Source organism: Amycolatopsis sp. ATCC 39116 (genome assembly GCF_000231075.2).
Classification (GTDB): Bacteria; Actinomycetota; Actinomycetes; order Mycobacteriales; family Pseudonocardiaceae; genus Amycolatopsis_E; species Amycolatopsis_E tucumanensis.
In genome coordinates, this window is sequence record NZ_AFWY03000030.1 from 65,769 (window position 1) to 91,123 (window position 25,355).

A 25,355-nucleotide genomic window follows, 5' to 3' on the forward strand; every position below is an offset into this window, starting at 1 on the left:
GGCCCCGCCACCCGCACCACTGCGCCGACGCCGAGCCACCCGCAGCGGTCTCAAGCCACCCGCACCGCCCGCGCCAAGGTCACGCAGGCACGCTGAACGCGTGGTCGGACGCCAGCCACGCGGCCCCGATCACGCCGGCCTGATCACCCAGCTCCGAGAGCACTATCGGCAGGTTCCCGGTCGCCAGTGGCAGCGACCGCCGGTAGACCGACGACCGCACCTCGGCCAGCAGCGTGTGCCCCAGCCGGGACACCCCGCCGCCGATCACGACCATCCCGGGGTTCAGGAAGCTCACCAGCGACGCGATCACCTGCCCCAGCCGCCGCCCGCCCTCGCGGACCAGCGTCACCGCCGCGAAGTCACCGGCCTGGGCCGCCTCCGCCACGTCCCGCGCGGTCAACGCCGGCCGGTCCGCCAGCAGCTCGGCCAGGTACGGCGACCGGCCGCTGCGCGCCAGCGTCAGCGCGTCCCGCGCCAGGGCCGCCCCGCCGAAGTACGCCTCCAGGCACCCGGCCTCCCCGCAGGCGCACGCCGGGCCGTAGTCGTCGAGCTTGATGTGCCCGATGTCGCCCGCCGTGCCGGCCACCCCGCGGTACACGCGCCCGCCGACGACGATCCCGCCGCCGATACCGGTCCCCACCTTCACGAAGATCAGGTCGTCCAGCGACCGCGCCACCCCCGCGTGCCGCTCCCCCAGCGCCATCACGTTCACGTCGTTGTCCACCGTCACCGCGCAGCCCCAGTGCCCGGCCAGCCGGTCGCGCACCGGGAAGCGGTCCCAGCCCGGCATGATCGGCGGCGCCACCGGCATCCCGTCGCGGAAACTCACCGGCCCGGGCAGCCCGATGCCGGCGCCCGCGAGCCGCCCTGGGGCGTCCTGCAGCACCTTCGCCGCCAGCTGCTCGACCCGGTCCAGCACCGGCACCGGCCCGCGGCGCACGTCGCAGTCCTCCACCGCGTGCGCCAGCACCTCGCACCGCCCGTCGGTCACCGCCACGCCGACCGAGGTCGCCCCGATGTCGACGCCGAGGAACCGCAAGTCGTCGGCCAGGCGCACGAGCGTCGACCGGCGCCCGCCGCGGCTCGCCGCCGGACCGCCGGATTCCACGAGCCCGCCTTCGGCCAGCCGGGTGATCTCGGCGGCCAGCCGGGCCCGTGGCACGCCGAGCCGTTCACCCAGTTCGACCCTTGCCATCGGGCCCTCGTCCCGCAACAGGGCGAGCAGCCCGGCCTGCTCACGGGTCTCGGCCGACGGGGGAAAACCGCTGGTGGTCATGGGGCACCAGCCTCCTCGCTGCTCGCGCGTGCACCGACTGTAGACCCGCCGCCGCCCCTTTTGAGCGGACACGGCCCAACTTTGTTCCGCGAAATCCGAAACTCTGGACACTTCCGGCGGAAGTTGCCTACGTTGACCGGCGCACGTGGCAAGGGGGTCGGTTCACACTCGGCTGAAGGAGAAATCCGTGTCCCACTCGTCGTTCAACCGCCGCGGTTTCCTGCGCTCCGCGGCGGGGGCGACCGTCGCGGTCAGCGCCGCGGCGCTCGCCGGATCGCTGCCCGCCGCCGCCAGCCAGGGCGGCGGCCGCCTCGTCCCGCAGAACCAGATCGGCATCCAGCTCTACAGCGTCCGCGACAAGGTCTCGCAGCTCGGGTTCCGGGCCGTGTTCGAGGAGCTGTCCCGCATCGGCTACCGCGAGATCGAGTTCGCGGGCTACACGCAGAGCACCTCGATCCTCGGACGGCAGATCACCGTGCCGGAGATCGCCCAGCTGCTGAAGGACTTCGGGCTCAAGGCGGTCGGCAGCCACGTCGGCCTCAACAACTTCCGCACCAACCTGCAGGGCGAACTCGACAACGCGGAAATCCTCGGGCTCAAGCACATCGGCACCGCCAACGCCCCGACCAACGTGAACACAGTGGACGGTTACCGGGCGGCGGCCGAGGAGTTCAACACCTTCGGCGCCGCGGCACGCGACCGCGGCCTGAAGTTCTACCAGCACAACCACGCCGGCGAGTTCGCCTTCGCCACCGACCAGCCGAAGGTGCGCCTCTACGACGTCTTCCTCGAGCACACCGACCCGCGCCTGGTCTACCTGGAAATGGACGTGTACTGGGCCTACGTCGGCCAGTACCGATTCCCCGGCTTCGACCCCGCCGACTACATCACCCGCGCCCCGCACCGCTACCCGTTGCTGCACCTCAAGGACGGCGACGAGAACCCCGCCAACCCCAACGGCTACGACATCGTCGAGTTCGGCGCGGGCGACCTGCCCTACCGCCGCTTCCTCAAGCGGGTCAACGGCCGCGGCCGCTACCACGGCATCTGGGAGCAGGACACCGCCCCGAACACGCAGCCCAACCCGCCCGGCTCGTTCGCCGCGGCACTGCGCAGCTACCAGGCGCTGACGGACCTGCGCGGCTGACCCCTTCCCCTCCCCGTCGAAATCCCACCGGAGTGATCTCGCGATGCATCCTGCCCTGAGACGGTTGATCACCGCCGCCGCGGTGACGGCCCTGCCGTTGCTCGGCCTCGCCGTGCCGGCCGCGGCCCACGAGGAAGACGCCGCCCTGCACTGGGAGAACTACGAGAAGATCACGCTCACCAAGAACGTGGGCGAGCCCATCGACCTGGCCGTGCTGCCGGACAACCGCGTCCTGCACACCGCGCGCAGCGGTGAGGTGCGGCTGACCGACCCGAAGACCGGTGTCACGAAGGTCGTCAGCACGATTCCCGTCTACCAGAACTCGGAAATGGGTCTGCAGACGGTGACCCTGGACCCCGGCTTCGCCGAGAACAACTGGGTCTACCTCTACTACTCGCCCAAGCTGAACACCCCCGCCGGCTCGGCGCCGAACACGCTGCCCGCGGGCACGGACGACTCGTACTGGAAGCAGTGGGAGGGCTACGACGTCCTGTCCCGGTTCAAGTGGACCGGCGAGTCGCTGGACCTGAGCACCGAGCAGGAGATCATCCGCATCCCCACCAACCGCGGCCAGTGCTGCCACGTCGCCGGTGACGTCGACTTCGACGCCCAGGGCAACCTGTACCTGTCGACCGGCGGCAACACCCCCGCCTCGGGCCCGAACGTCAACGGCTACACCCCGATCAACGACGCGCCCGGCTACAACCCCGGCCTCGACGAGCGCCGCGGCGCGGGCAACACCAACGACCTGCGCGGCAAGATCCTGCGCATCCACGTCAACGAGGACGGCTCCTACACGATCCCCGAGGGCAACCTGTTCGCCCCCGGCACGCCGCTGACGCGGCCGGAGATCTTCGTGATGGGCCTGCGCAACCCGTTCCGGATGACCGTGGACAAGGCGACCGGCGCGGTGATGTGGGGCGACTACGGCCCCGACGCCGGCACCGCCGACCCGAACCGCGGCCCGATGGGCTACGTCGAGTGGCAGATCACGACGAAGGCGATGAACTCGGGCTGGCCGTTCTGCACGGCCGACAACTCCCAGCCCTACCGGGACTTCGACTTCGCCACGCTCACCCCGGGCCCGGCGTTCGACTGCGCCGCCCCGGTCAACGACTCGCGCTGGAACACCGGCCTGCGCGAGCTGCCGCCGGCCACCCCGGCCACGCTCTGGTACGGCGACAAGGACAGCGACCAGCCGTGGCCCGAGCTGACCGCGTTCCGCTCCAGCACCGGCCAGGCGCCGATGGGCGGCCCGGTCTACCACTACGACGCGAACAACCCGTCGCCGACGAAGTTCCCGGAGTACTGGGACGGCAAGGCGTTCTTCGGCGAGTTCTCGCAGGACTACGTCGCCGCGTTCACGCTGTCCGGCCCGGACGGCCCGGTGACGAAGCTGGAGAACTTCCTGCCCAACGCCCAGTTGTCCACGCTGGGCCAGCCGATCTGGGACAACCCGATGGACCTCGAGTTCGGTCCGGACGGCTCGCTCTACGTCCTGGACTACGGCGACGGCTTCTTCCGGCAGAACCCGGACGCCGGCCTGTACCGGATCGACTTCGCGCCGGGCGACAAGGCGCCGACCGCGCGGATGACGGCGACCCCGTCGTCCGGGCAGGCGCCGCTGACCGTGGCCTTCGACGGCAGCGCGTCCAGCGACCCCGAGGGCGGCGCGCTGACCTACGAGTGGGACTTCGACGGTGACGGCACGTTCGACGCCACCGGACCGCAGGCCACCCACACCTACACCGAGAACGGCCAGGTCGAGGCGCGGCTGCGCGTCACCGACCCGGCGGGCAAGCACGGCCTGACGTCGGAGCAGGTCACCACCGGCAACACCGCGCCCACCGTCGGGCTGACCGCGCCGGCGCACGGCGGGTTCTTCGACTGGGGCGACGCGATCCCCTACGCGGTGACCGTCAGCGACCCGGAGGACGGCGCGACCCCGGTGTGCAGCCGGGTGGCGTGGGCCTTCGGTCTGGGCCACAACCAGCACGGGCACCCGGTCAACAGCGGCACCGGCTGCACCGGCGCCGTGGCCACGCCGACCGACGCCGGGCACGGTGAGACCGAGAACGTCTTCGGCGTGCTCAACGTGAGCTACACCGACAACGGCGCGGGCGGCGTGCCGCCGGCGACCGGTGAGGCGCAGGCCGTGCTGAACCCGAAGCTCATGCAGGGCGAGCACGCCGACGAGACCAGCGGCGTGACGATCACCGACGACGCGACCGCGTCCGGGCTGCGCTCGGTCACCGGTTTCGACGCCGGGGACTGGCTGGCCTACGATCCGGTCAACTTCAGCGGCATCACAGGCGTGCAGACCAAGGCGCACGGCGCCGGCCAGCTGCAGCTGCGGTGGAACGCCGCCGACGCGGCCCCGTTCGCCACGGTCGACGTCCCGGCCGGGGACGGCTGGCAGACGGTCACCACACCGCTGTCCGGCCTGCCGTCCGGCGCGGGCAAGCTGTTCGTCACCTCCAGCGGCGGGGTCGACGTCGACGCCTTCACCTTCCAGGGCGCCGGGGTCGCGGACAAGACGCCGCCCGCGGTGTCGGCCGCGCTGACGCCGTCGGCGCCGACCGGGGCGAACGGCTGGTACACGGGCAACGTCACGCTGGCCGTGACCGCGACCGACAACGGCACGGTGTCCAGCAGGCAGTACTCCGTGGACAACGGCGTGACCTGGGCGAACGCGGCCAACCCGGTCACGTTGTCGGCCGAGGGCACCACGACCGTGCTGTACCGGGCGACGGACAACGGCGGCAACGTCTCCGCGCCGGGCACGCTCACGGTCAAGATCGACAAGACCGCGCCCGCGGTGACGGTCGCCGGGGTGACCGAGGGGCAGGCCTTCGGGGACTCCGCGGCACTGACGCCGGTGGTCACCGCCACCGACGCCGCGTCCGGGGTCGCCAAGGTCCAGGCCACGGTGGACGGTCAGCCGGTCACGCCGGGCAAGCCGCTGGACCTGTGGCGGCTGCCGCTCGGGGCGCACCAGCTGTCGGTGACCGTGACCGACCAGGCCGGGCTCACCACGACCAAGGCCGTGAACTTCACGACCGGGACGTCGTTCGGTGACGTGCGCGCCCTGATCGACCGGTTCCGCGACGCCGGCTGGGTGACCAAGGCGGGTGCGGTGCAGCTGCGCGGCACCCTGGACCTCGCCGAGTCGCACGCGAAGGCCGGCCGGATCCGGCCCGCGCAGGAGGCGCTGCGACTGTTCGGCGTCCTCGCCGGCCAGCGGTGGAACGTGCCGGACCGGGTCGCGTCGGAGACTCTCCGTCGCGACGCCACCGCCCTGTCGGGGTCGCTGAAGGCCTGACCGGGTGATCTTGGGGCCACTCTCGGTGCGGAGCCGCACCGAGAGTGGCCCTCTGGCAGGATCGGGAACCATGCGCATCCGTCTGGTTCTCGCGGGCTTGACGGCGGGCGCGCTGCTCGCCGCCTGCTTCGCGCCGGACGAAGACGCCCCGCCGCAGCCGGACGCCCCGGCCGCGGCCGCGCCGTCCGCCGACCCGGGGTTCACCGTGGCGGCGACCGGGGACGTGCTGATCCACCCCACGCTGACCGATCAGGCGGTCGCCGACGGCGGCGGGACCCGCGACTACCGGCCGCTGCTGGCCGGGATCCGGGACGACATCAGCTCCGCGGACCTGGCGGTGTGCCACCTGGAGACGCCGCTCGCCCCCGAGGAGGGCCCGTTCCAGGGCTACCCGGAGTTCAGCGCGCCGCCGGAGATCGCCGACGCGCTGGCCGACACCGGGTACGACGACTGCTCGACCGCGTCGAACCACACGATCGACACCGGCACCGACGGCGTGAACCGGACGCTCGACGAGCTGGACGAGGCCGGCATCCGGCACACCGGCTCCGCCCGGACCGAGCAGGAGGCCCGCACGCCGCTGGTGCTGGACGTGCGCGGCGTGAAGGTCGGGCACGTGTCGTACACGTTCGGGTTCAACGGCAAGAAATTGCCCGGCGGCAAGCAGTGGGTGTCCAACACCCTCGACGCGGACGCGGTGCTGGCGGAAGCGCGGGCGACGCGGGCGGCCGGGGCGCAGGTGGTGATCGCCAGCCTGCACTGGGGCACGGAGTACCAGCACGAGCCGACGGCCTCGCAGCGGCAGATCGCGCAGCGGGTGCTGGCCGACCCGGCGGTGGACCTGATCATCGGGCACCACGCGCACGTCGTGCAGCCGATGGAGAAGATCGGCGGCAAGTGGGTCGCCTACGGGCTGGGCAATTCGATCGCCAGGCACTCGGAGCCGCGCGGCACCACCGAGGAGGGGCTGATCGGCCGGTTCCACTTCACGCGGTCGGGCGACCGCTGGACGGTGGACCGCGCCGAGTACGTGCCGACGGTGATCGACCTCGGCCCGCCGATCCGGCTGCGCACCACCGACGACCGCGCATTGGACCGGGCGCGCGCCGAGGAAGCCCTCGCGCGGACCGACGAGGTGGTCCTCAGCCGCGGCGCCGCCGCACAGGGCCTGACCCGCGGCTGACCGGCGAAGCGGCGCGAGGCCTCACCACGGATTCGCGCCTTCCGCGCCCTGGCGAGGTTTCCCGCACCCCCGACCTCCGCCTCAGGCGGGTTCCGGCTCCGGGCTGGCCGCCGGGAAGCGCTCTCCCTCGTCGCTGCGGACGGGGAGCACCGCGCCGCCCTCGGAGAGGTACGCGTCGAGGTTCGGGGCGTACCCCGCGACCAGCGCCTGCCGCTCCACGGCGCTCGACGCCGCGTACTCGTGCGACGACGTGCCCAGCGGCCGCACGTGCCGGGGCATCAGCTTGTAGAACCCCGTGCGCGACTCGTGCGCCCGGCCGAGCGGGTCCAGCTCCGCGGCGGCGAACGCGCCCGGTTCGAAGGCCAGCCCGTGTGTCCGCGCCCGCTCGACCATCCACAGCAGACTGATGTCGGCCAGTGCGCGGTCCGGGTAGCCGCCGCCGACGTCGGAGTGCACCCCGGCGAACCAGACCTGCTCGACGCGCTGCCCGATCGTGTCCGCGCGCGGCTGCCACAGCGCGGGCCGGAACGGCGGGCGGTGCTCGTCGATCGCCAGCGCGTGGTAGGCCGCGTCGACGCTGGAGCTCAGCTCCGTGTCGTGGAACTGCCAGCGCCGGTTGACGAGGTTGACCAGCCGCAGCCCGGACAGCGGGATGCCGAGCGAGCCGACGGTGTCCCACACGCCGAGGAACCGGATCCGCGTTTCGCGCGAGTACGACCGGCGGAACAGCTCCGCCGCGGCCGAGCGCGGGTGCGTCTTCGACCCGCGGGCGCGGTAGAGCGCGTACGCCTCGCCGATCCGGTCCTCGTGCTCGGGCCGCAGGATGCCGCAGTTGCGCACCAGGCCGGCAAGGCTGCGCGCGGTGTAGGCGCCGCGGCTGAACCCGAACAGGAACAGCTCGTCCCCCGGCTCGAAGGTCCGGACCAGGAACCGGTAGGCCTCGCGCACGGTGCGGGACAGCCCGAACCCGAACGCCCCGCCCCACAGGCGCTCGCCGGGCCGCGTCCCGACGCCGGGGTGGTAGAACATCCGCTGCTCGCGCCCGGCCCCGTCGGCGGGCGCGACCGCCAGCGCCACCCGCGACACGTTGGTCGGCGCCGGCTGGTCCGGCGTGTTCCAGGTCCCGTCGCAGCAGATCACCAGCCGCTTGGTCATGCACAGCTCCCCTCGACGCCCGGTTTGTCGCCGATCGAGTGCCGAGGGTTACTGTCCGCTCTGGCTACCAGGCGGTAGCATCGTCCGGCCGGGTCGCTGACCAGCAAGAACGCGAGTCGGCTTCAGGTTTTTGTTGCGGCGCGTCAAGGGGGCGGAAGTGCCGGACTACCGCAGTGCGCAGGCCCTGGCGGCCACACCGAGACGACTCGCGGTGGCGCTGGAGCCGCACACCCGTCCACTGGCCGAGGCGATCGTCCGCGAGGTGCGGCGGGAGGTGCCGGAGTACTCCGGGCCGCCGGAAGGCCGGTTCGGCCGCGCGCTGGCCGAGGGCATCGAGGTGGCGGTGCGGCACTGCTTCCAGTGCATCGGCAACCCGCACCCGGACCACAGCGAGTGGGTCCGCCAGTTCCGGCGGCGCGGGCGGCGCGAGTTCGACGAGGGCCGCACGCTCGACGCCCTGCAGGCCGCGGTGCGCATCGGCGGCCGGGTCGCCTGGCAGTACCTGACCCCGGTGCTGCGTGACCTCGGCGCGGGCCCGCAGACCCTCACCACCGCGGCCGAGGCGATCTTCGCGTTCGTCGACGAGCTGTCCGCGACGGCGCTCGAAGGGTTCCAGGAGGCGCGGCAGCCGTCCGGAGCCGAGGAGCGCCGTCGCCGCCTGGCCACACTGGTCCTCGCCGAGCCGCAGCCGTGTCTGGAGGGCCCAGCCGAGGACGCGGGGTGGGTGGTGCCCGAACGGGTCGCCGTGATCGCCCTCGAACACGCCGAGGGCCTGCCGTCCGACGTGCTGGACGACGAGGTCCTCGCCGATCTGGACGGCGACCGCCCCTGCCTGATCACGCCCAGTCCGCAACGGACGGTCGGGATCCTGTCTGGCAACTGGGAAAAACCCGCGCGTGCCGCGGTGTCGCCCCCGGTTCCGCTCGTGCTGGCCCCGGCCGCGCACCGGCTTGCCCGGCGCGGGCTCGCCCTGCCCGGGGACGTCGTGTGGTGCGCCGAGCACCTCGACGCGATCTGGTTGCGCTCGCAGGACTTCCTGGCCGACCGGCTGCACGCGAAGTACCTCGCCCCGCTGGACTCGGTGAGCGGCAGGCAACGCGCGCGGCTGGGCGAAACCCTGCTGGCGTGGCTGGAAACCCGGGGCGGCGCGCCGGAGATCGCGCGCCGACTGCAGGTGCACCCGCAGACCGTGCGGGCGCGGTTGCACCAGTTGCGCGAGCTGTTCGGCGACCGGCTGGACGACGCGGACACGCGGTTCGGGCTGCACCTGGTGCTGCGCAGGCAACTCGGCGCCGAGGAGGGGACTTTGTGAGGCACGCGCGAACGGGACCTCCTCCGGGTGTCACCCGTCTCGACACTCGTCACCCGAACGGGTGGCGCAGGAATTCGGAGTGTGTCAACGGTTCTTGCCAACGCGACCCGGGTGATGCCATGTTGGCTCCGCGAGCGGGCCACGAGCACGGGGCCGGCCGCGAAGTTCTCCACCCACCGCAGTGCTGCGGTTTCCCGAGCAGGGGTTGACATGACGATCGATGCCGACGTCCGGCCCGGACGCACCGCGCCGCCGCGGCCGCCGCACCCGCGCCGCCCGCCCGGTGAGGCTCCGGCGCACGGCCGCGCGAGCACGCTGTGGGCGTCGCTGCCACGCGAGCTGGCCGCGGTGTTCCGCCCGCACGCGGACGCGCTCACGCGGGTCATCCTGGCCGAGATCCAGCGGGCGGTGCCGGAGTACGCCCGTCCGCTGGAGGGGCCGTTCGGCGAGGTCATCGTGCGCGGGGTGCGGGAGGCGGTCGGGCACTGCCTGGACAACATCGGCAACCCGGCGGTGTCCCAGGACAACTGGGTCGGCGTGTTCCGGCACCTCGGCCGCATCGAGTACAGCGAGGGGCGTCCGCTGGACCAGATCCAGACCGCCTACCGCGTCGGCGGGCTGGCCGCGTGGCGCTACATCGCCAAGGTCGGCCAGGCGAAGGGGCTGCCGTCCGACCTCCTCTACACCGGCGCCGAAGCGGTGCTGGCCTATGTGGACGAGATCTCCGCGCTGTCCGTGCAGGGCTACCGCGCCGCGCAGGCCCGCGCGGCGGGCACCCGGGCCCGGCAGCGCAGGCAGCTTCTCGGCCTGGTCCTGTCCGAACCCGCGCCCGCGCCGCAGGCCGTCGAGGGGCTGGCCGCGGCCGCCGGGTGGCACGTGCCGGACAAGGTGGTCGCGATGGCGCTGGAGCCGCGGCGCGACCAGCACCGGCTGCCGCCGCCCGCGCTGCCCGCCGAGGTGCTGGCGGATCTGGAGAGCCCGCAGCCGTGCCTGCTCGCGGCCGCGCCGCCGGAGGGCCTGGAGGCCGCGCTGCGCGGCTGGCGCGTCGCGATCGGGCCGCGGGTGCCGCTGGCGGAGGCGGCGGTGTCGCTGCGCTGGGCGCGCCGGACGATGGAGCTGAGCGTGCGACGCATCCTCCCGCGGGAGCCGGTGCTGCACGCCGACGACCACCTGGCCACGCTGTGGCTGCTGGCGGACGAGTTCCTGATCGGACAGTTGCGGGACGCGTGTCTCGCGCCGCTGCAGGGGCTGACGGACAAGCAGCGCGCGCGGCTCGGGCAGACGCTGCTGGCGTGGCTGCAGTCCAGCGGGAGCGCGCCGGAGATGGCCGAGCGGCTGGGCGTGCACCCGCAGACGGTGCGCTACCGGATGCGGCGGATCGAGGAACTGTTCGGCGAGCGGCTGAACGACCCGGAACACCGGCTGCGGCTGGAAATCGCGCTGCGGGCGACGGAACTGCTGACGCCCGCGGCATGAACCGGGTGAACGACTACGACAGCTTCGCCGAGGCCTACGCGGCCGAGAACGAGAACAGCCTGCTGAACGCGTACTACGAGCGGCCGGCGATGCTGTCCCTCGCCGGGGACGTGACCGGCCGCCGGATCCTGGACGCGGGCTGCGGCGCTGGGCCCCTGACCGCCGCGCTGCGCGACCGCGGCGCGGAGGTCACCGGCATCGACGCCAGCGCCGGGATGCTGGCGCTGGCCAGGCGGCGCCTCGGTGACGACGTGCCGCTCCGCCTCGCGGACCTGAACGACCCCCTGCCGTTCGCCGACGGCGCGTTCGACGACGTGGTCGCCTCCCTGGTGCTGCACTACCTGGAGGACTGGAAACCGGCGCTGTCCGAGCTGCGGCGGGTGCTCCGGCCCGGCGGCCGCTTGATCGCGTCGGTGGACCACCCGTTCGTCGCCTACACGATCCAGGAGCCCCGGCCCGACTACTTCGCGACCACCAGCTATTCCTTCGAGTGGACCTTCGGCGGTCAGACCGTGCCGATGCGGTTCTGGCGCCGCCCGCTGCACGCGATGACCGGCGCCTTCACCGACGCCGGGTTCCGCCTCACCGCGCTCGTCGAGCCGCAGCCCGACCCGGCCGCCCGCGACCTCTTCCCCGGCGACTTCGAATCACTGTCGACGAAGACCGCGTTCCTGTTCTTCGTCCTCGAGGCCGCGCCCTAGTGCGGGGTGAAGGTGCTTGACACCTTTCCCGCACATACGGGGGTCTTCGTGTCTCACCGTAATGCCCGGCTGACGAAGTGGCGGCGGTTGCTGGTCGACCACGCACCGCATCCTGGTTCGTTATCGAATGCCGAGGCTGGCGAGCAGATCCGCCGCTACGAGCGGGACCAGCCGGGCGAGCTGGTGCACGTCGATGTGGCGCCGTCGACGATCACTCCGGCCGGCCTACCCCTTCACCAACTCACACCAGCGCAGCTAGGTGTTTTGTTCGGTGGGGTTGGTTCCGCGGCTGCCGAGGGTGCTCCTCGAGCAGGATGCGGTGGAAGCGTCCGACCTCGCCTTGGCTTGGGTTCGCAGGGGCCTGTGGTGGCAGGCCGTGGCGACGCGGGATCTGCTGCGCCGTGGCGACGGCTACCGGAAACTTCCCGGACAGCGCCTAGGAAACGGCCGGCGCGCTCGCCAGGTACGCCTCCCGGCAGGCGGCACGCGCCAATTTGCCCGCGACGGTCCGGGGCAGCGTTCCCGGCAGGCCCACGTGCACGTCGCGCACCCGCAGGCCGTATCCGTCCGCGACGGCCTGCTCGACGGCCGCCGCGCAGGTCAGTGGGCCGGGCGCCTCGGCGAGCACCACGACCTCGTCCTCGACGGCGAACACGACCGTCGAGCCGGGCAGCAGTTCGGGCACGACCCGTTCGATCGTCGCCTCCACCGCTTCCGCCTGGACCGCCCCGGCGGGCAACCGGTTCTCCAGCCGCCCCAGTACGGTCAGCTCGCCGCCGGACAGGAAGCCGACGTCCCCGGTCCGCAGCCACCAGCCAGGCTCCCCCGCGTCGGCCTCGTCGCGCAGCAGCGCGCAGAACGTCTCCGCCGACGCCGCCGGCCTGCGCCAGTACCCGCGCGCCACCGTCGGCCCGGTCACCCAGATCTCCCCCACCGCGCCGGCAGGCAGCGACCGGCGCGTGACCGGGTCGACGATCGCGACGGTGCGGCCGGGCCGCCCGCTCGACACCGGACCGTCCCCGACGGACACCAGGCCGGTGGCCTCCAGCAGCCCGTACGCGGCCCGGTGCGCGTCGGGACGCAGGCCGGACCCGGGCAGCACCGCCCGGTGCCGCGCCGGTTCGCCCACGTCGAGCACCGCCCGGACGCCGCTGAGGTCGAGCCCGTCCGGCACCGGGCAGCGCGCCAGGAACGAGTTCCCCGCCGCCGTCACCGCGCCCGGGCTCGCCGCGAGCGCGCGCAGCCAGATCTCCGGCCGCTCCCGCACGCGATCGGGCGCCAGGTGCACCGACGGGCACCCGGCGAACACCGGCGCGGCCACCGCGAACGGCAGCCCCATCTGGCACAGCGGCAGCCAGTTGACGACCACCGACGCCCGGTCGCCCAGGCGCAGCGCCCCGGCGGTGCGCGCGGCGCTGTCGACGAGACCGGCGTGGGTGATCACCACGCCCACCGAGTCGGAGGTGTAGCACAGGCAGGCGACGTCGGCGGGATCCGGCTCGTCCAGGTCGGACAGATCGCCGGGCACCGTGTCGATCGCGACGATCCGCCACACCTCGACACCGGCGGCGTCCAAGAGGGCGCGGACGTCGAGCAGCTTCTCCCCCGTGGTCAGCACGATCTCCGGAGCGGCGTCGATGACCGTCGCGGCGAGCCAGGCGTCGTCGCGCCCCGGCGCGAAGGCGGGCACCGCGACCAGCCCGGCACGCAGGGTGGCGAGGAAACCGACGACCCAGTCCACGCCCTCGTCGGCCAGGATCGCGGCACGCACGCCGTCGAAGCTGAACCGCCGCAGCCACGCGGCCACCGACGTCACCCGCCGGTCCAGCTCGTCCCAGGTGAGCGAGCGGGTGCCGTCGGACACCGCGCGGGCGTCCGGATCCCGGCGCGCCCAGGTCGCCAGGAACTGCGGCAGGGACGCGAGTGTTTGGGTCACAACGGAACCGTAGTGATCTTGTGAATGGGGTGTCAAAACTTGTGAGCGGGGTGCCAGCGGAGCGAATCGATACTTGTCAGCCACGTGAGTGCCACCGGGAAACCCGCAGCTCCGTGGGCCTTTCGGCAGAGATGCCAACTTCCCCGCGGAAACCCCTGCAATCGGTGACAAGTTTTCCGGACAACCTTGCCGGAGCAATTTCACGTCATTACATTACTCATCAGTAATCCTTTTCTGCGATTATCAATGGAGATGTGCATGAATCGGAAGAGAATCGCCGGCGGAATCGTCTCCGGATCGGTACTGGCGGTTTCCGCCGCGGCCGGCCTGCTCGCCGGCGCGGGCACCAGCGCCGCCGACCCGGCCACGCTGACGCTGACCTACACCTGCCCGTTCCCGCTCATCGGCAACCAGCCGATCAGCGTCGTGATCAACGCCGACATCCCGGCCACCGCGACCGTCGGCCAGCCGACGCCCGAGTTCGGCATCGAGGCCGTCGCCACCGTGTCCTCGACCGCCACGGCCGGCCTGAACCTGGTCGGCGCCAAGACGGTGGAGGGCACCGCGCAGGCCTCCGCCACGGTCGCCGCCCCCGAGGCGACCCTGCCGGTCACCGTCCCGACCACGATCCCGCCGACCGCGATCCCCTCCTCCGGCGCCTTCGACGTCACCGCGACCGGCACCACGCCGTCGCTGACCTTCACCCAGCCCGGCGAGGCGACCGTGACGGTCGGCGACCTGCTGCTGACCCTGCACCCGAAGAAGGCCGACGGCTCCGACACCGGCCTCGGCACCTTCGACTCCCAGTGCACGCAGGACCCCGGGCAGGACAACGTGCTCGCCACCGTGCAGATCACCGAGGCCGCGCAGGCCGCCACCGAGCAGCGGATCCGCTGACGGAACTCCCGCGCGGCCCGGGCACCGGGCCGCGCGGGGTGTGGCGGGCCCGGTGATCGGGTAGCCCACCCGCGTGACACCGCGCAACGAAGAGCCACTGGATCTGGGCGCCACCGAGATGTCGCCCGCCGAGGAGAACCGCGTCCGCGCCGAGCACGACCTCGACCGGCCGCGGGTGTTCGACGAGCGCAACGCGGTGGACGACCGCGCGGAGACGCGCTCGACCCTGCTGCCCGAAGAGGAACACGCCGGCAGCGCCGACCCGGAGGCGCAGGCACGCGAAGTCCTGCGCGACTCCGACCTGCGCACCGAGGTTCCCGAGTCGGCTCCGGACACCATGATCGAGCGGCGCCGCCCGGAAGAGACCGCCTGAGCGCCCCTTCGGGACAGTCCCCGCCCCGGCGTCCGCGGCTCTGCTTCAATCCGGGAATGGATCTCGGGCTGGGCGGGAAGAAGGCCATCGTCACCGGCGGCAGCCGGGGCATCGGGTTCGCGGTCGCGCAGGCGCTGACCGCCGAAGGCGCCGACGTGGCGATCGTCGCCCGCGACGCGGGGGTACTCGCGGAAGCACGCGCCCGGATCGGCGGGAACACGCTGTCCGTGCCCGCGGACGTCACCGACGACGAGGCCGTGCGCGCCGCGGTCGCGCGCACCGTCGAGGAGTTCGGCGGGGTGGACATCCTGGTCAACTCCGCGGCACAACCCGCCGACCCCACGAAACCCACCGCGCTCGCCGCTCTCGAGGACGACGACCTGCGGGCCGAGATCGAGACGAAGGTGCTCGGCTACCTCCGGTTCGCGCGCGCCGTCGCACCGCACATGGCCGAGCGCGGCTGGGGCCGGATCGTGAACGTCTCCGGCCTCAACGCGCGCCGCACCGGCAGCCCGTTCGGCTCGATCCGCAACGTGAGCGTGGCCGCCCTGACCAAGAACCTCGCCGACGAACTCGGCCCGCACGGGATCAACGTGACGGTCGTGCACCCCGGGCTGACCGTCACCGAACGAACCCCGGCGATGATCGAGGACGTCGCGCGCGCCCGTGGCGTGACCGCCGCGGAGGCCGAGGCACTGCTCGGGCGCGGCAGCGCGATCGGGCGGATGGTCACCGCGGCCGAGGTCGCCGACGTCGTCACGTTCCTCGCCTCCCCGCGCAGCGCGGCGATCACCGGCGACGCCATCCCGGCCGGCGGCGGCATGCCCGGCCCGATCTACTACTGAGACGCCCGGCCCAGCACCGCCCACCCGTGTGGCGGCAGGGTCGGCAGCGGCGCTTTCCCGTCCGGTGAGGACGAATCGAGCACCCGCAGCCCGTCGATGTCCACCGGGAACCGGTACGCGTCGTCGCTGGTGTTCAGCAGCGTCAGGATCTCCTCGTCGCCGGAGCGGGAGCGGAACGCCATCGCCCGGTTCGTCAGGTGCTCGACCTCCGTCCGCGCCCGCACCAGCCACGCGTTCCGCCGCCGCAGCCCGATCAGCCGCTGGTGCAGGCGGTACACCGGCCAGCCGTAGGGTGCGAGCTGCCCCGCGTCGGCCGGGAACTCCGGGCGGATCTCGTCGTCGCCGCCCTCCCGTTCCTCCTTGACGCCGCGGAAGGCCTGCTCGTCGCCGTAGTAGACGCTGGGCACGCCGCCGACCGTGAACAGCACCGCGAGCGCGTGCGCCAGGTGCCGCTCGTCGGTCAGGCGGCTCGCCAGCCGCGTGACGTCGTGGTTGCCGACGAAGGTCTGCGGCACGAACGAGCCCATGAGCTCGTCGTGCCGCTTCAGCGCCCAGGACAGCTCGAAGAAGTTCCCGTCGTGCAGCGAGCTCCAGATCGCCTTCCACAGCTCGTACTGCGTCACCGTGTCCAGCCCGCCGCGCGCCACGTAGGAGGCGTAGTCGCCGTGCAGCACCTCGCCGGCGAACCACGCGTCCGGGTGCCGCCGCCGCACCCCGGGCAGCACCCGCGCCCAGAACTCCGGCCGCACCGCGTAAGCCGCGTCCAGCCGCCAGCCGGACACGCCGCGGCCGAGCCAGTGGTCCAGCACCCGCGCCACGTAGTCCGCGACCGCCGGCTGGGCGTGGTCCAGCGCCACCAGGTGCGCGTGCCCCTCGAACACCGCGTGGTCCGCGCCCTCGCGGCGGAACCACTCCGGATGCCCGAAAGCGCGCGAAACGTGGTTGAAAACACCGTCCAGCACGATCCGCAGTCCGCGGCCGTGCGCGGCGGCGACCAGGCGGTCGAAATCGGCGTCGTCACCCAGCCGCGGGTCGATCCGGAAGTGGTCGACCGTGTCGTAGCCGTGGGTCTCGGAGGCGAACACCGGCCCCAGCATCAGACCGGAACAGCCCAGTTCAACGGCGTAGTCGAGCCAGTTCTCCAGCCGCCGGAGCCGGTGCTGCGGCTCGCTGCCTGCCGGGAGCGCCCCGGCGGGCGCGCCGGTGAAGCCGAGCGGGTAGACGTGCCACCAGATCGCGTGATCGGCCCAGCGCCCCATGCGTTCTCCTCGTCTCGTCGTGTGGCGGCCCCCGGCCGGGACCGGGATCCTGAACGGGTGGAAACCGACCTGACCGCCCTCGCGCACGCTTACGGAGTGGCCACCCGGTACGAGAACGCCGAGCAACGCGAGGTCGAGGTCGAGCCGGACGTCGTCGTCGCCGTTCTCGCCCAGTTCGGGGTGGACGCCTCCGGGCCGGACGCGATCCGCCGCGAGCTGGCCGCGGTCCGCGAACGCCGGGCGGCCACGGTGCTGCCCCCGACGCTCGTGCTGCGAGAAGGTACCGAACACGACGCGGGCGGGCCCGCTGTCCTGCATTTGGAGGACGGCACCCGCCGGGAGATCGGCCGGATGCTTCCCGCCGATCTGCCGCTGGGCTGGCACCGCGTCGAGACCGCCGAGCAGGACGTGGTGCTCGCCGTCGTGCCGCACCGCCTGCCCGAGGTGCCCCCGGCCTGGGGCTGGATGCTGCAGCTCTACGCGCTGCGCTCGGAGCGGTCGTGGGGCGCCGGGGACTTCGGCGACCTGGCGGAGTTCGCCCGCCGCTCGGCCGCCGAGCTGGGCGCCGGCGTGCTGCTGGTCAACCCGGTGCAGGCGATCAGCCCGGTTCACCCGGTCGAGCGCTCGCCGTACTCGCCGGCGAGCCGCCGCTACGCCAACCCGCTCTACCTCCGGATCACCGACACGCCGGAGTTCGCGCGCGCGGACGAGGACCTGCGTGCCCGGGTTCTGGCCCTGCGGCCGGACAACACGGACCTGATCGACTACGACGCGGTCTGGAGCGCCAAGCTGGCCGCGCTGGAACTGCTGTGGCCGCTGCACGAGCCGGCGCCGCTGGAGGACGCCGTGCACGACTTCGCGACCTTCTGCGCGCTGGCCGAACGGCACGGCCCGGACTGGCGCGAGTGGCCGGAGCCGCTGCGCGACCCGCACGGCCCGGAGGTCGTCGCCGCCCGCGCGGAGCTGGCCGACCGGATCGCCTTCCACGGCTGGCTGCAGCAGCTGTGCGAGGACCAGCTCGGCCGCGCCCGCGAGGCGGCCGCCGCCATGCCGGTGGGCATCGTGCACGACCTGCCGGTCGGCGTGCACCCGGGCGGCGCGGACACCTGGGCGCTGGGCGACGCGTTCGCCGCGCGGGTGACCGTGGGCGCGCCGCCGGACGCCTTCAGCCAGCAGGGCCAGGACTGGAACCTGCCGCCGTTCCGCCCGGACCGGCTCGCCGAACTCGGTTACGCGCCGTTCCGCGACGTGATCCGCAGCGTCCTGCGGCACGCCGACGGCATCCGGATCGACCACGTCGCCGGGTTGTGGCGGCTGTGGTGGATCCCGCCGGGCGAACCGCCGTCGCGCGGCACCTACGTGCACTACGACGCCGAGGCGATGCTCGGCATCCTGGCGCTGGAGGCGCACCGCGCGGGCGCGGTCGTCGTGGGCGAGGACCTGGGCACGGTCGAGGCCGCGGTGACCAAGACCCTGCACGAGCGCGGGGTGCTCAGCTCCGCGGTGCTGTGGTTCCAGCGCGACTACGACTCGCCCGGCCACCCGTTCGTCCCGCCCGCCGAGTGGGACGCCGACGCGATGGCGAGCATCACCACGCACGACCTGCCGACCGTCGCCGGCTGGCTCGCCGGCGAGCACGTGCGGGTGCGGGCCGAACTGGGACTGCTCGACGGGCCCGCGGAGGAGGAACGAGCCGCCGCGGAGACCGAGCGCGCCGACCTGCTCGCGTTCGCGCGGGCGCAGGGCATCCCGGACGACGACCCGGTGGCGGCGTTGCACACCCTGCTCGCGTCCGCGGCGTCGCGGCTGCTGCTGACCGCGCCCGCCGACGTGGTCGGCGAGGTGCGGCAGCCCAACCTGCCCGGCACGACGGACGAGTACCCGAACTGGCGGATTCCCTTGCCCGTCACCGTGGAGGAGTTCTTCGCGGACGCACGACTGCGCCACTTCGTGAAGGAATTGCGCGCCGCGCGCCCGTTCACCGGGCGAAGTGCTTGAAGACCGCTAGATTGGGCACACGTCGGAACACGGCTCGCGAACGCAAAGAGGAGAACCTGTGCCGCCCTGGCCCGGATTGCCCTACCCGCTGGGTGCCACCTACGACGGTGTGGGCACCAACTTCGCCGTCTTCTCGGAAGTCGCGGATCACGTCGAGCTGTGCCTGGTCAACGAGGACGGCACCGAGGAGCGGCACCGCCTGACCGAGGTCGACGGTTTCGTCCACCACGGGTACCTGCTCGGCGTCGGCCCCGGCCAGCGCTACGGCTACCGCGTGCACGGCGAGTACGACCCGTCACGCGGCCTGCGCTGCAACCCGAACAAGCTGCTGATCGACCCGTACGCCAAGGCGATCGCCGGACACGTCGACTGGGACGAGGCGCTGTTCGCCTACCCGTTCGGCTCGCCGGACGAGCGCAACGACGCGGACTCCGCGGCGCACGTCCCGCACGCGGTGGTGGTCAACCCGTTCTTCGACTGGGGTGACGACCGGCCGCCGCGCACGCCGTACAACGAGACGGTGATCTACGAGGCGCACGTCCGCGGCCTCACGATGAACCACCCGGAGGTGCCCTCGCGGCTGCGCGGCACCTACGCCGGGCTCGCACACCCCGCGGTGATCGACCACCTCACGAAGCTCGGCGTCACGGCGATCGAACTGATGCCGGTGCACCAGTTCATCACCGACCACGGCCTGGCCGAGAAGGGCCTGCGCAACTACTGGGGCTACAACACGATCGGCTTCTTCGCCCCGCACGAGGGCTACGCGGCGCTGCCCGAGCAGGCCGGCCAGGTGCAGGAGTTCAAGGGCATGGTCAAGGCCCTGCACGAGGCAGGCATCGAGGTCATCCTCGACGTCGTCTACAACCACACCGCCGAGGGCAACCACCTCGGCCCGACGCTGTCCATGCGCGGCATCGACAACCAGGCCTACTACCGGCTGGTCGAGGACGAGCCGCAGTACTACATGGACTACACCGGCACCGGCAACTCGCTCAACGTGCGCAACCCGCACACGCTGCAGCTCATCATGGACTCGCTGCGGTACTGGGTCACCGAGATGCACGTCGACGGGTTCCGCTTCGACCTCGCGGCCACCCTGGCCCGCGAGTTCTACGACGTCGACCGGCTGTCCACGTTCTTCGACCTGGTGCAGCAGGACCCGACGGTGAGCCGGGTCAAGCTGATCGCCGAGCCGTGGGACGTCGGGCCGGGCGGCTACCAGGTCGGCAACTTCCCTCCACTGTGGACCGAGTGGAACGGCCAGTACCGGGACACCGTGCGGGACTTCTGGCGCGGCGAGCCCGCCACGCTCGGCGAGTTCGCCTCCCGGCTCACCGGGTCGTCCGACCTGTACCAGGACGACGGCCGCCGCCCGTACGCCTCGATCAACTTCGTCACCGCGCACGACGGCTTCACGTTGCAGGACCTGGTGTCCTACAACAACAAGCACAACGAGGCCAACGGCGAGGACGGCCGGGACGGCGCCGACGACAACCGCTCGTGGAACTGCGGCGTCGAGGGCGAGACCGACGACGAAGAGGTGCTGGCGCTGCGGGCCAAGCAGCGCCGCAACATGCTCGCCACCCTGCTGCTGTCGCAGGGCGTGCCGATGCTGCTGCACGGCGACGAGATGGGCCGCACCCAGCAGGGCAACAACAACGTCTACTGCCAGGACAACGAGATCTCCTGGATGGACTGGTCGCTCGCCAAGGCCAACGCCGACCAGGTCGAGTTCACCGCCGCGCTGACCGCGTTCCGCAAGAAGCACCCGGTGTTCCGGCGCCGCCGCTTCTTCGCCGGGAAGCCGATCGGCAAGGGCGAGGAGCTGCGCGACATCGCCTGGTTCACGCCCTCCGGCGAGGAGATGAAGGAGCAGAACTGGGACGACGGCTTCGGCAAGGCCATCGTCGCGTTCCTCAACGGCGAGGGCATCAACGACCTCGACCCGCGCGGCATGAAGGTCACCGACGACTCGTTCCTGCTGGCGTTCAACGCGCATTACGAGGACATCGAACTGACCCTGCCGAACGCCGACTACGGCGCGGGCTGGGCGGTGGTGGTCGACACCGAGGCCGGGACGGTCGCGGAGGAGCCGGGTGAGCCGGTGGCCGCCGGCGGCACGATGAACCTGCCCGCTCGTTCGCTCGTGGTGCTGCAGCGGGTGGACGCATGAGACCCTCCGCCACCTACCGGGTCCAGCTGCGCCCGGAGTTCACCTTCGCCGACGCCGCCGACCGCATCCCGTACCTGCGCAAGCTCGGCGTCGGCGCGCTGTACGCCTCCCCGGTGCTGGACGCGACGCCCGGCTCCACCCACGGCTACGACGTGGTCGACCCGACGCGGGCGCGGCCGGAGCTGGGCGGCGAGGACGCGCGGCGGGAGCTGGCGAAGCGGCTGCGGGACGCGGGGCTCGGGTTCGTCGTGGACATCGTGCCCAACCACATGGCGGTCGAGGTCGCGAAGGCCAACCCGTGGTGGTGGGACGTGCTGCGGAACGGCCCCGGCTCGGCGCACGCCGACTACTTCGACATCGACTGGCGGCGCGGCAAGGTGCTGCTGCCCGTCCTCGGCGACGACGCCGACGTGGCGGAGCTGCGGGTCGACGGCGACGAACTCGTCTACTACGAGCACCGGTTCCCGATCGCGCCGGGCACCGGCGAGGGCAGCCCGCAGGAGGTGCACGCGCGGCAGCACTACGAGCTGGTGGGCTGGCGGCGGGGCAACGCGGAGCTGAACTACCGCCGCTTCTTCGACATCACCACGCTCGCCGCGGTGCGGGTCGAGCTGCCCGACGTCTTCCACGCCACCCACGGCGAGGTGCTGCGCTGGGTCGCCGAGGGCGACGTCACCGGCCTGCGCGTGGACCACCCGGACGGCCTGGCCGACCCCGGCGGCTACATGCGGATGCTGCGCGCCGGCGCGCCGGAGGCGTGGCTCGTGGTGGAGAAGATCCTGCACCCGGGCGAGGACCTGCCGCAGAGCTGGCCGGTCGACGGCACCACCGGCTACGACGCGCTGCGTGAGATCACCGGGCTGTTCGTCGACCCGGCGGGCGAGGCGCCGCTGACCGAGCTGGCGCGGTCGCTGGGCCAGCCGGTGGACTACCACGAGGTCGAGGACAGGGCCCGGCGGCTGGTGACCGACCGCATCCTGGTGGCCGAGGTGCGCCGGATCGCCGCGCTGGTGCGCGGCGTGGAGCCGGAGGCGGCGCAGGGAGCGGTGGCCGAGACGATGGTCGCGTTCCCGGTGTACCGGTCCTACCTGCCCGAGGGCGAGGCGCACTGGGCGGCCGCGACCGCCGCTGCCCGCGCGGCGCGCCCCGACCTGTCCGAGGCGATCGACGCGCTGGACTTCCAGGTGCGCGAGGACCCGCACGGCGAGCTGGCCACCCGCATCCAGCAGACCTCCGGGATGGTGGTGGCCAAGGGCACCGAGGACACGACCTTCTACCGCTACACGCGCTTCGCCGCGCTCAACGAGGTCGGCGGCTCCCCCAACGACTTCGGCGCCTCCGTGGACGCCTTCCACGCGATGGCCGCCGCCCGCGAGGCGGGCTGGCCCGCCGCGATGACCACCCTGACCACGCACGACACCAAGCGGTCCGAGGACGTGCGGGCGCGGCTGGCGGTGCTGTCGGAGGTGCCCGGCGAGTTCGCCGACGCGGTCCGGCGGTGGACCGGACGGCGCGGGATCGACGAGCCGTCGCTGAACCTGCTGGCCTGGCAGACGCTGGTGGGCGCCTGGCCGATCACGCCGGAGCGGCTGCGGGACTACCTGGACAAGGCGGCCAAGGAGAGCAAGCTCCGCACCACCTGGACCGACCACGACGAGGAGTTCGAGAAAGCGGTCGCGGCGTGGCCGGACGAGGTCCTCGGCGACGCGGACCTGGCGGCCGAGGTCGAGTCGTTCGTGGCGCGGGTGCGCGAACCGGGGTGGTCGAACTCCTTGGCGCAGAAGCTGATCCAGCTCACCGCACCCGGCGTGCCGGACGTCTACCAGGGCACCGAGCTGTGGGACTTCTCGCTGGTCGACCCGGACAACCGGCGACCGGTCGACTACGCGCTGCGGGCCGCGCTGCTGGAGGAGATCGAGGGCGGGTGGCTGCCGCCGGTCGACTCCTCCGGCGCGGCGAAGCTGCTCGTCGTGCACCGGGCGCTGACCCTGCGCCGGGACTCCCCCGAGCTGTTCACCGGCTACCGCCGCCTGCACGCCGAGGGCCCGGCCGCGGCGCACGTGGTCGCCTTCGAGCGCACCGGGCTGATCACGGTGGCCACCCGGCTGCCCGTCGGGCTGGCCGAGAGCGGCGGCTGGCGCGGCACGGTGCTGCCGCTGCCCGCCGGTGAGTGGACGGACGCGATCACCGGCGCGGCGGTCACCGGCGAGCTGTCGGAAATGCTCGCGCGTTATCCGGTCGCGTTGCTGGTGCGAGGAGAGTCATGACCTTCCGGGTGTGGGCGCCCGCCGTCTCGCGAGTGCGCGTGCGCACCGGCGGCGCCGATCACGAGATGACGGCCGGTGGCGGCGGCTGGTGGTTCTCCGACGTGCCCGCGCCGCCGGGCGCCGACTACGCGTTCGTGCTCGACGACGACGAGAAGGCGCTTCCCGATCCGCGGTCGTCGTGGCAGCCCCAGGGCGTGCACGGGCCGTCGCGGATCTACGACCACTCCGCGTTCGACTGGACCGACGGGTCGTGGACCGGGCGGGCGCTGCCCGGCGGCGTGATCTACGAGCTGCACGTCGGCACGTTCACCCCGGAGGGCACCTTCGACGCCGCGATCGGGCGGCTGGACCACCTCGTCGACCTCGGCGTCACGTTCGTCGAGGTGCTGCCGGTCAACTCGTTCGACGGCACCGACGGCTGGGGCTACGACGGTGTGCTGTGGGGCGCGGCGCACGAGCCCTACGGCGGGCCCGACGGGTTCAAGCGGTTCGTCGACGCCTGCCACGCGCGCGGCCTGGCCGTGGTGCTCGACGTCGTCTACAACCACCTCGGGCCGTCCGGGGCGTACCTGGACCGGTTCGGTCCGTACTTCGCAGGCAGCAACGACTGGGGTCCAGGGCTCAACCTGGACGGCGAGGGCTCCGACGAGGTCCGCCGGTACGTGCTGGACAACGCGCTCGGCTGGCTGCGCGACTTCCACGTCGACGCGTTGCGGCTGGACGCGGTGCACGCTCTGGCCGACCGGCGGGCCACGCACCTGCTGGAGGAGCTGGCGGTGGAGGTGGAGGCGCTGTCGGCGGCGGTGCGGCGGCCGCTGACGCTGATCGCCGAGTCCGACCTCAACGACCCGCGGCTGGTCACCGCGCGTGAGGGCGGCGGGTACGGGCTGCACGCCCAGTGGTGCGACGACCTGCATCACGCGCTGCACGTGACGCTGTCCGGGGAGACCAGCGGGTACTACGCCGACTTCGGCGCGCCCGGGGCACTGGAGAGGACGCTGCGGCAGGCGTTCTTCCACGCCGGCACGTGGTCGTCGTTCCGGGAGCGGACGCACGGGCGGCCGGTCGACACGCGGACGGTGCCCGGGCACCGGTTCCTGATCTACCTGCAGAACCACGACCAGATCGGCAACCGGGCCACCGGCGACCGGCTGTCCGCTTCGGTGCCGCTCGGGCGCCTGGCCTGCGGCGCGGCGATCGTGTTCTGCTCGCCGTACACGCCGATGGTGTTCATGGGCGAGGAGTGGGCGGCGCGCACGCCGTGGCAGTTCTTCGCGTCGTTCCCGGACCCGGAGCTGGCCGAGGCGGTCCGGACGGGCCGCCGCCGCGAGTTCGCCCGCCACGGCTGGGGCGAGGCCGAGGTGCCGGACCCGATGGACCCGGCGACGGTGGAGCGCTCGCGGCTGGACTGGTCCGAGCCGGGCAAGGAGGGGCACCGCGAGGTGCTCGACCTGTACCGGTCGCTGATCGCGTTGCGCCGGTCCCGGCCGGAGCTGGCGGACCCCTGGCTGGACCGGTTCGAGGTCCGCGCGGACGGTCCGCTCCTGGTGCTCGACCGCGGCGCCCTGCGGCTGGTGTGCAACTTCGGCCCCGAGGCCGCCGACCTGGGCGAACCGGCGGGCCAGGTGCTGCTCTCGTGGGGTGACGCCACGGCCACCCACCTGCCCCCGGACACGTTCGTCCTGATCGACACGCTCGGCTGATCACGCCAGGTCACCGACCGCCGGCGGGCTTGCCCGACCGCCACCGCCCGGCGGTGACCAAACCCGCACCGCCCCGCGCGGTCAGCCCCACCGCCCTGCCACCCATCCCCGCCGAAGGGGCTGCCGGCCTGGGCGAACCCGCCGACCCGCCACGCCCGGCCATCACCCACCCGGCCGCCCCCACGTACCGACCACCCATCCGCCCGCACAGAAGGCACCGACGTGCGCTGACAAACCCCCCACCCGCCGCACCCCACCTGATCAGCACTCTGCGGCGGTGACCAAACCCTCACCACCCCCGCGACCAGCCCCACCTACCCGCCACCCAT

17 protein-coding genes are annotated in these 25,355 nt (G+C 72.8%); 13 read left to right on the forward strand and 4 right to left on the reverse strand.

What is annotated here, in order from left to right:
* Nucleotides 1-79: 79 nt before the first annotated feature.
* Complete coding sequence (locus AMY39116_RS0326140; protein WP_020420567.1) at nt 80-1,276, reverse strand: ROK family transcriptional regulator; 1,197 nt, start codon at nt 1,274-1,276, stop codon at nt 80-82.
* Nucleotides 1,277-1,463: 187 nt separating this feature from the next.
* Between AMY39116_RS0326140 and AMY39116_RS0326145 the strand changes: the two genes are divergently transcribed.
* The 3 genes from AMY39116_RS0326145 (at nt 1,464) to AMY39116_RS0326155 (ending at nt 6,928) form a co-directional block, all read left to right on the forward strand.
* Nucleotides 1,464-2,423 (forward strand): sugar phosphate isomerase/epimerase, encoded by a 960-nt coding sequence (locus AMY39116_RS0326145; RefSeq protein WP_020420568.1) that lies wholly within the window; start codon nt 1,464-1,466, stop codon nt 2,421-2,423.
* Nucleotides 2,424-2,487: 64 nt separating this feature from the next.
* The gene (locus AMY39116_RS0326150) at nt 2,488-5,745 is read left to right on the forward strand and encodes a PQQ-dependent sugar dehydrogenase (RefSeq protein ID WP_020420569.1); all 3,258 of its coding nucleotides are present in this window, start codon (nt 2,488-2,490) and stop codon (nt 5,743-5,745) included.
* 70 nt (nt 5,746-5,815) lie between these two features.
* Nucleotides 5,816-6,928, forward strand: a complete 1,113-nt coding sequence (locus AMY39116_RS0326155) for a CapA family protein (RefSeq protein ID WP_020420570.1) — start codon at nt 5,816-5,818, stop codon at nt 6,926-6,928.
* 81 nt (nt 6,929-7,009) lie between these two features.
* Here AMY39116_RS0326155 and AMY39116_RS0326160 read toward each other — a convergent pair whose 3' ends face one another.
* Nucleotides 7,010-8,083: a DUF2235 domain-containing protein gene (locus AMY39116_RS0326160; RefSeq protein ID WP_020420571.1), complete on the reverse strand. Its 1,074-nt coding sequence runs from the start codon at nt 8,081-8,083 to the stop codon at nt 7,010-7,012.
* Nucleotides 8,084-8,240: 157 nt separating this feature from the next.
* On the opposite strand from AMY39116_RS0326160, the gene AMY39116_RS0326165 reads away from it, so the two are divergent.
* The 3 genes from AMY39116_RS0326165 (at nt 8,241) to AMY39116_RS0326175 (ending at nt 11,572) form a co-directional block, all read left to right on the forward strand.
* The gene (locus AMY39116_RS0326165) at nt 8,241-9,395 is read left to right on the forward strand and encodes a helix-turn-helix domain-containing protein (RefSeq protein ID WP_039791758.1); all 1,155 of its coding nucleotides are present in this window, start codon (nt 8,241-8,243) and stop codon (nt 9,393-9,395) included.
* A gap of 210 nt (nt 9,396-9,605) precedes the next feature.
* Nucleotides 9,606-10,871 carry a helix-turn-helix domain-containing protein gene (locus tag AMY39116_RS0326170; protein WP_020420573.1) on the forward strand — a complete coding sequence of 422 codons (1,266 nt, stop codon included), beginning with the start codon at nt 9,606-9,608 and terminating at the stop codon, nt 10,869-10,871.
* A complete protein-coding gene (locus tag AMY39116_RS0326175; protein WP_020420574.1) occupies nt 10,868-11,572 on the forward strand; it encodes a class I SAM-dependent methyltransferase in 705 nt (234 codons plus the stop codon). Before AMY39116_RS0326170 ends, AMY39116_RS0326175 begins: the two co-directional genes overlap by 4 nt.
* 436 nt (nt 11,573-12,008) lie before the next feature.
* Here the strand turns inward: AMY39116_RS0326175 and AMY39116_RS43585 are convergent, their stop codons facing one another.
* On the reverse strand, nt 12,009-13,508 hold the full coding sequence (locus AMY39116_RS43585) for an AMP-binding protein (protein WP_020420575.1): 1,500 nt from the start codon (nt 13,506-13,508) through the stop codon (nt 12,009-12,011).
* A gap of 258 nt (nt 13,509-13,766) precedes the next feature.
* On the opposite strand from AMY39116_RS43585, the gene AMY39116_RS0326185 reads away from it, so the two are divergent.
* From AMY39116_RS0326185 to AMY39116_RS0326195, 3 genes are all read left to right on the forward strand, one after another.
* Nucleotides 13,767-14,405, forward strand: coding sequence for a DUF6801 domain-containing protein (locus AMY39116_RS0326185; RefSeq protein ID WP_020420576.1), 639 nt, complete (start codon nt 13,767-13,769; stop codon nt 14,403-14,405).
* Nucleotides 14,406-14,478: 73 nt separating this feature from the next.
* Nucleotides 14,479-14,778, forward strand: coding sequence for a hypothetical protein (locus tag AMY39116_RS0326190; protein WP_017982079.1), 300 nt, complete (start codon nt 14,479-14,481; stop codon nt 14,776-14,778).
* 56 nt (nt 14,779-14,834) lie between these two features.
* On the forward strand, nt 14,835-15,623 hold the full coding sequence (locus tag AMY39116_RS0326195) for an SDR family NAD(P)-dependent oxidoreductase (RefSeq protein WP_020420577.1): 789 nt from the start codon (nt 14,835-14,837) through the stop codon (nt 15,621-15,623).
* On the opposite strand, the gene AMY39116_RS0326200 is transcribed toward AMY39116_RS0326195, so the two are convergent.
* A complete protein-coding gene (locus AMY39116_RS0326200) occupies nt 15,617-16,882 on the reverse strand; it encodes an alpha-amylase family protein (protein ID WP_020420578.1) in 1,266 nt (421 codons plus the stop codon). The genes AMY39116_RS0326195 and AMY39116_RS0326200 overlap by 7 nt on opposite strands.
* 57 nt (nt 16,883-16,939) lie before the next feature.
* On the opposite strand from AMY39116_RS0326200, the gene malQ reads away from it, so the two are divergent.
* The 4 genes from malQ to treZ are packed head-to-tail and all read left to right on the forward strand — an operon-like array spanning nt 16,940 to nt 25,026.
* Complete coding sequence (gene malQ, locus AMY39116_RS0326205; protein WP_020420579.1) at nt 16,940-18,880, forward strand: 4-alpha-glucanotransferase; 1,941 nt, start codon at nt 16,940-16,942, stop codon at nt 18,878-18,880.
* Between the two features lie 58 nt (nt 18,881-18,938).
* On the forward strand, nt 18,939-21,056 hold the full coding sequence (glgX, locus tag AMY39116_RS0326210; RefSeq protein WP_027936239.1) for a glycogen debranching protein GlgX: 2,118 nt from the start codon (nt 18,939-18,941) through the stop codon (nt 21,054-21,056).
* Complete coding sequence (gene treY / locus AMY39116_RS0326215) at nt 21,053-23,323, forward strand: malto-oligosyltrehalose synthase (RefSeq protein ID WP_020420581.1); 2,271 nt, start codon at nt 21,053-21,055, stop codon at nt 23,321-23,323. Before glgX ends, treY begins: the two co-directional genes overlap by 4 nt.
* On the forward strand, nt 23,320-25,026 hold the full coding sequence (gene treZ / locus AMY39116_RS0326220) for a malto-oligosyltrehalose trehalohydrolase (RefSeq protein ID WP_020420582.1): 1,707 nt from the start codon (nt 23,320-23,322) through the stop codon (nt 25,024-25,026). Before treY ends, treZ begins: the two co-directional genes overlap by 4 nt.
* The last annotated feature ends 329 nt before the right edge of the window (nt 25,027-25,355 follow it).

Excerpts from the sequence above, each read along its gene's own strand:
- AMY39116_RS0326140 (WP_020420567.1), bottom strand. The coding sequence starts at position 1,276 with ATGACCACCAGCGGTTTTCCCCCGTCGGCCGAGACCCGTGAGCAGGCC.
- AMY39116_RS0326155 (WP_020420570.1), top strand. The coding sequence starts at position 5,816 with ATGCGCATCCGTCTGGTTCTCGCGGGCTTGACGGCGGGCGCGCTGCTC.
- AMY39116_RS0326160 (WP_020420571.1), bottom strand. The coding sequence starts at position 8,083 with ATGACCAAGCGGCTGGTGATCTGCTGCGACGGGACCTGGAACACGCCG.
- AMY39116_RS0326170 (WP_020420573.1), top strand. The coding sequence starts at position 9,606 with ATGACGATCGATGCCGACGTCCGGCCCGGACGCACCGCGCCGCCGCGG.
- AMY39116_RS0326175 (WP_020420574.1), top strand. The coding sequence starts at position 10,868 with ATGAACCGGGTGAACGACTACGACAGCTTCGCCGAGGCCTACGCGGCC.
- AMY39116_RS0326185 (WP_020420576.1), top strand. The coding sequence starts at position 13,767 with ATGAATCGGAAGAGAATCGCCGGCGGAATCGTCTCCGGATCGGTACTG.
- AMY39116_RS0326195 (WP_020420577.1), top strand. The coding sequence starts at position 14,835 with ATGGATCTCGGGCTGGGCGGGAAGAAGGCCATCGTCACCGGCGGCAGC.
- AMY39116_RS0326200 (WP_020420578.1), bottom strand. The coding sequence starts at position 16,882 with ATGGGGCGCTGGGCCGATCACGCGATCTGGTGGCACGTCTACCCGCTC.
- treY (WP_020420581.1), top strand. The coding sequence starts at position 21,053 with ATGAGACCCTCCGCCACCTACCGGGTCCAGCTGCGCCCGGAGTTCACC.
- treZ (WP_020420582.1), top strand. The coding sequence starts at position 23,320 with ATGACCTTCCGGGTGTGGGCGCCCGCCGTCTCGCGAGTGCGCGTGCGC.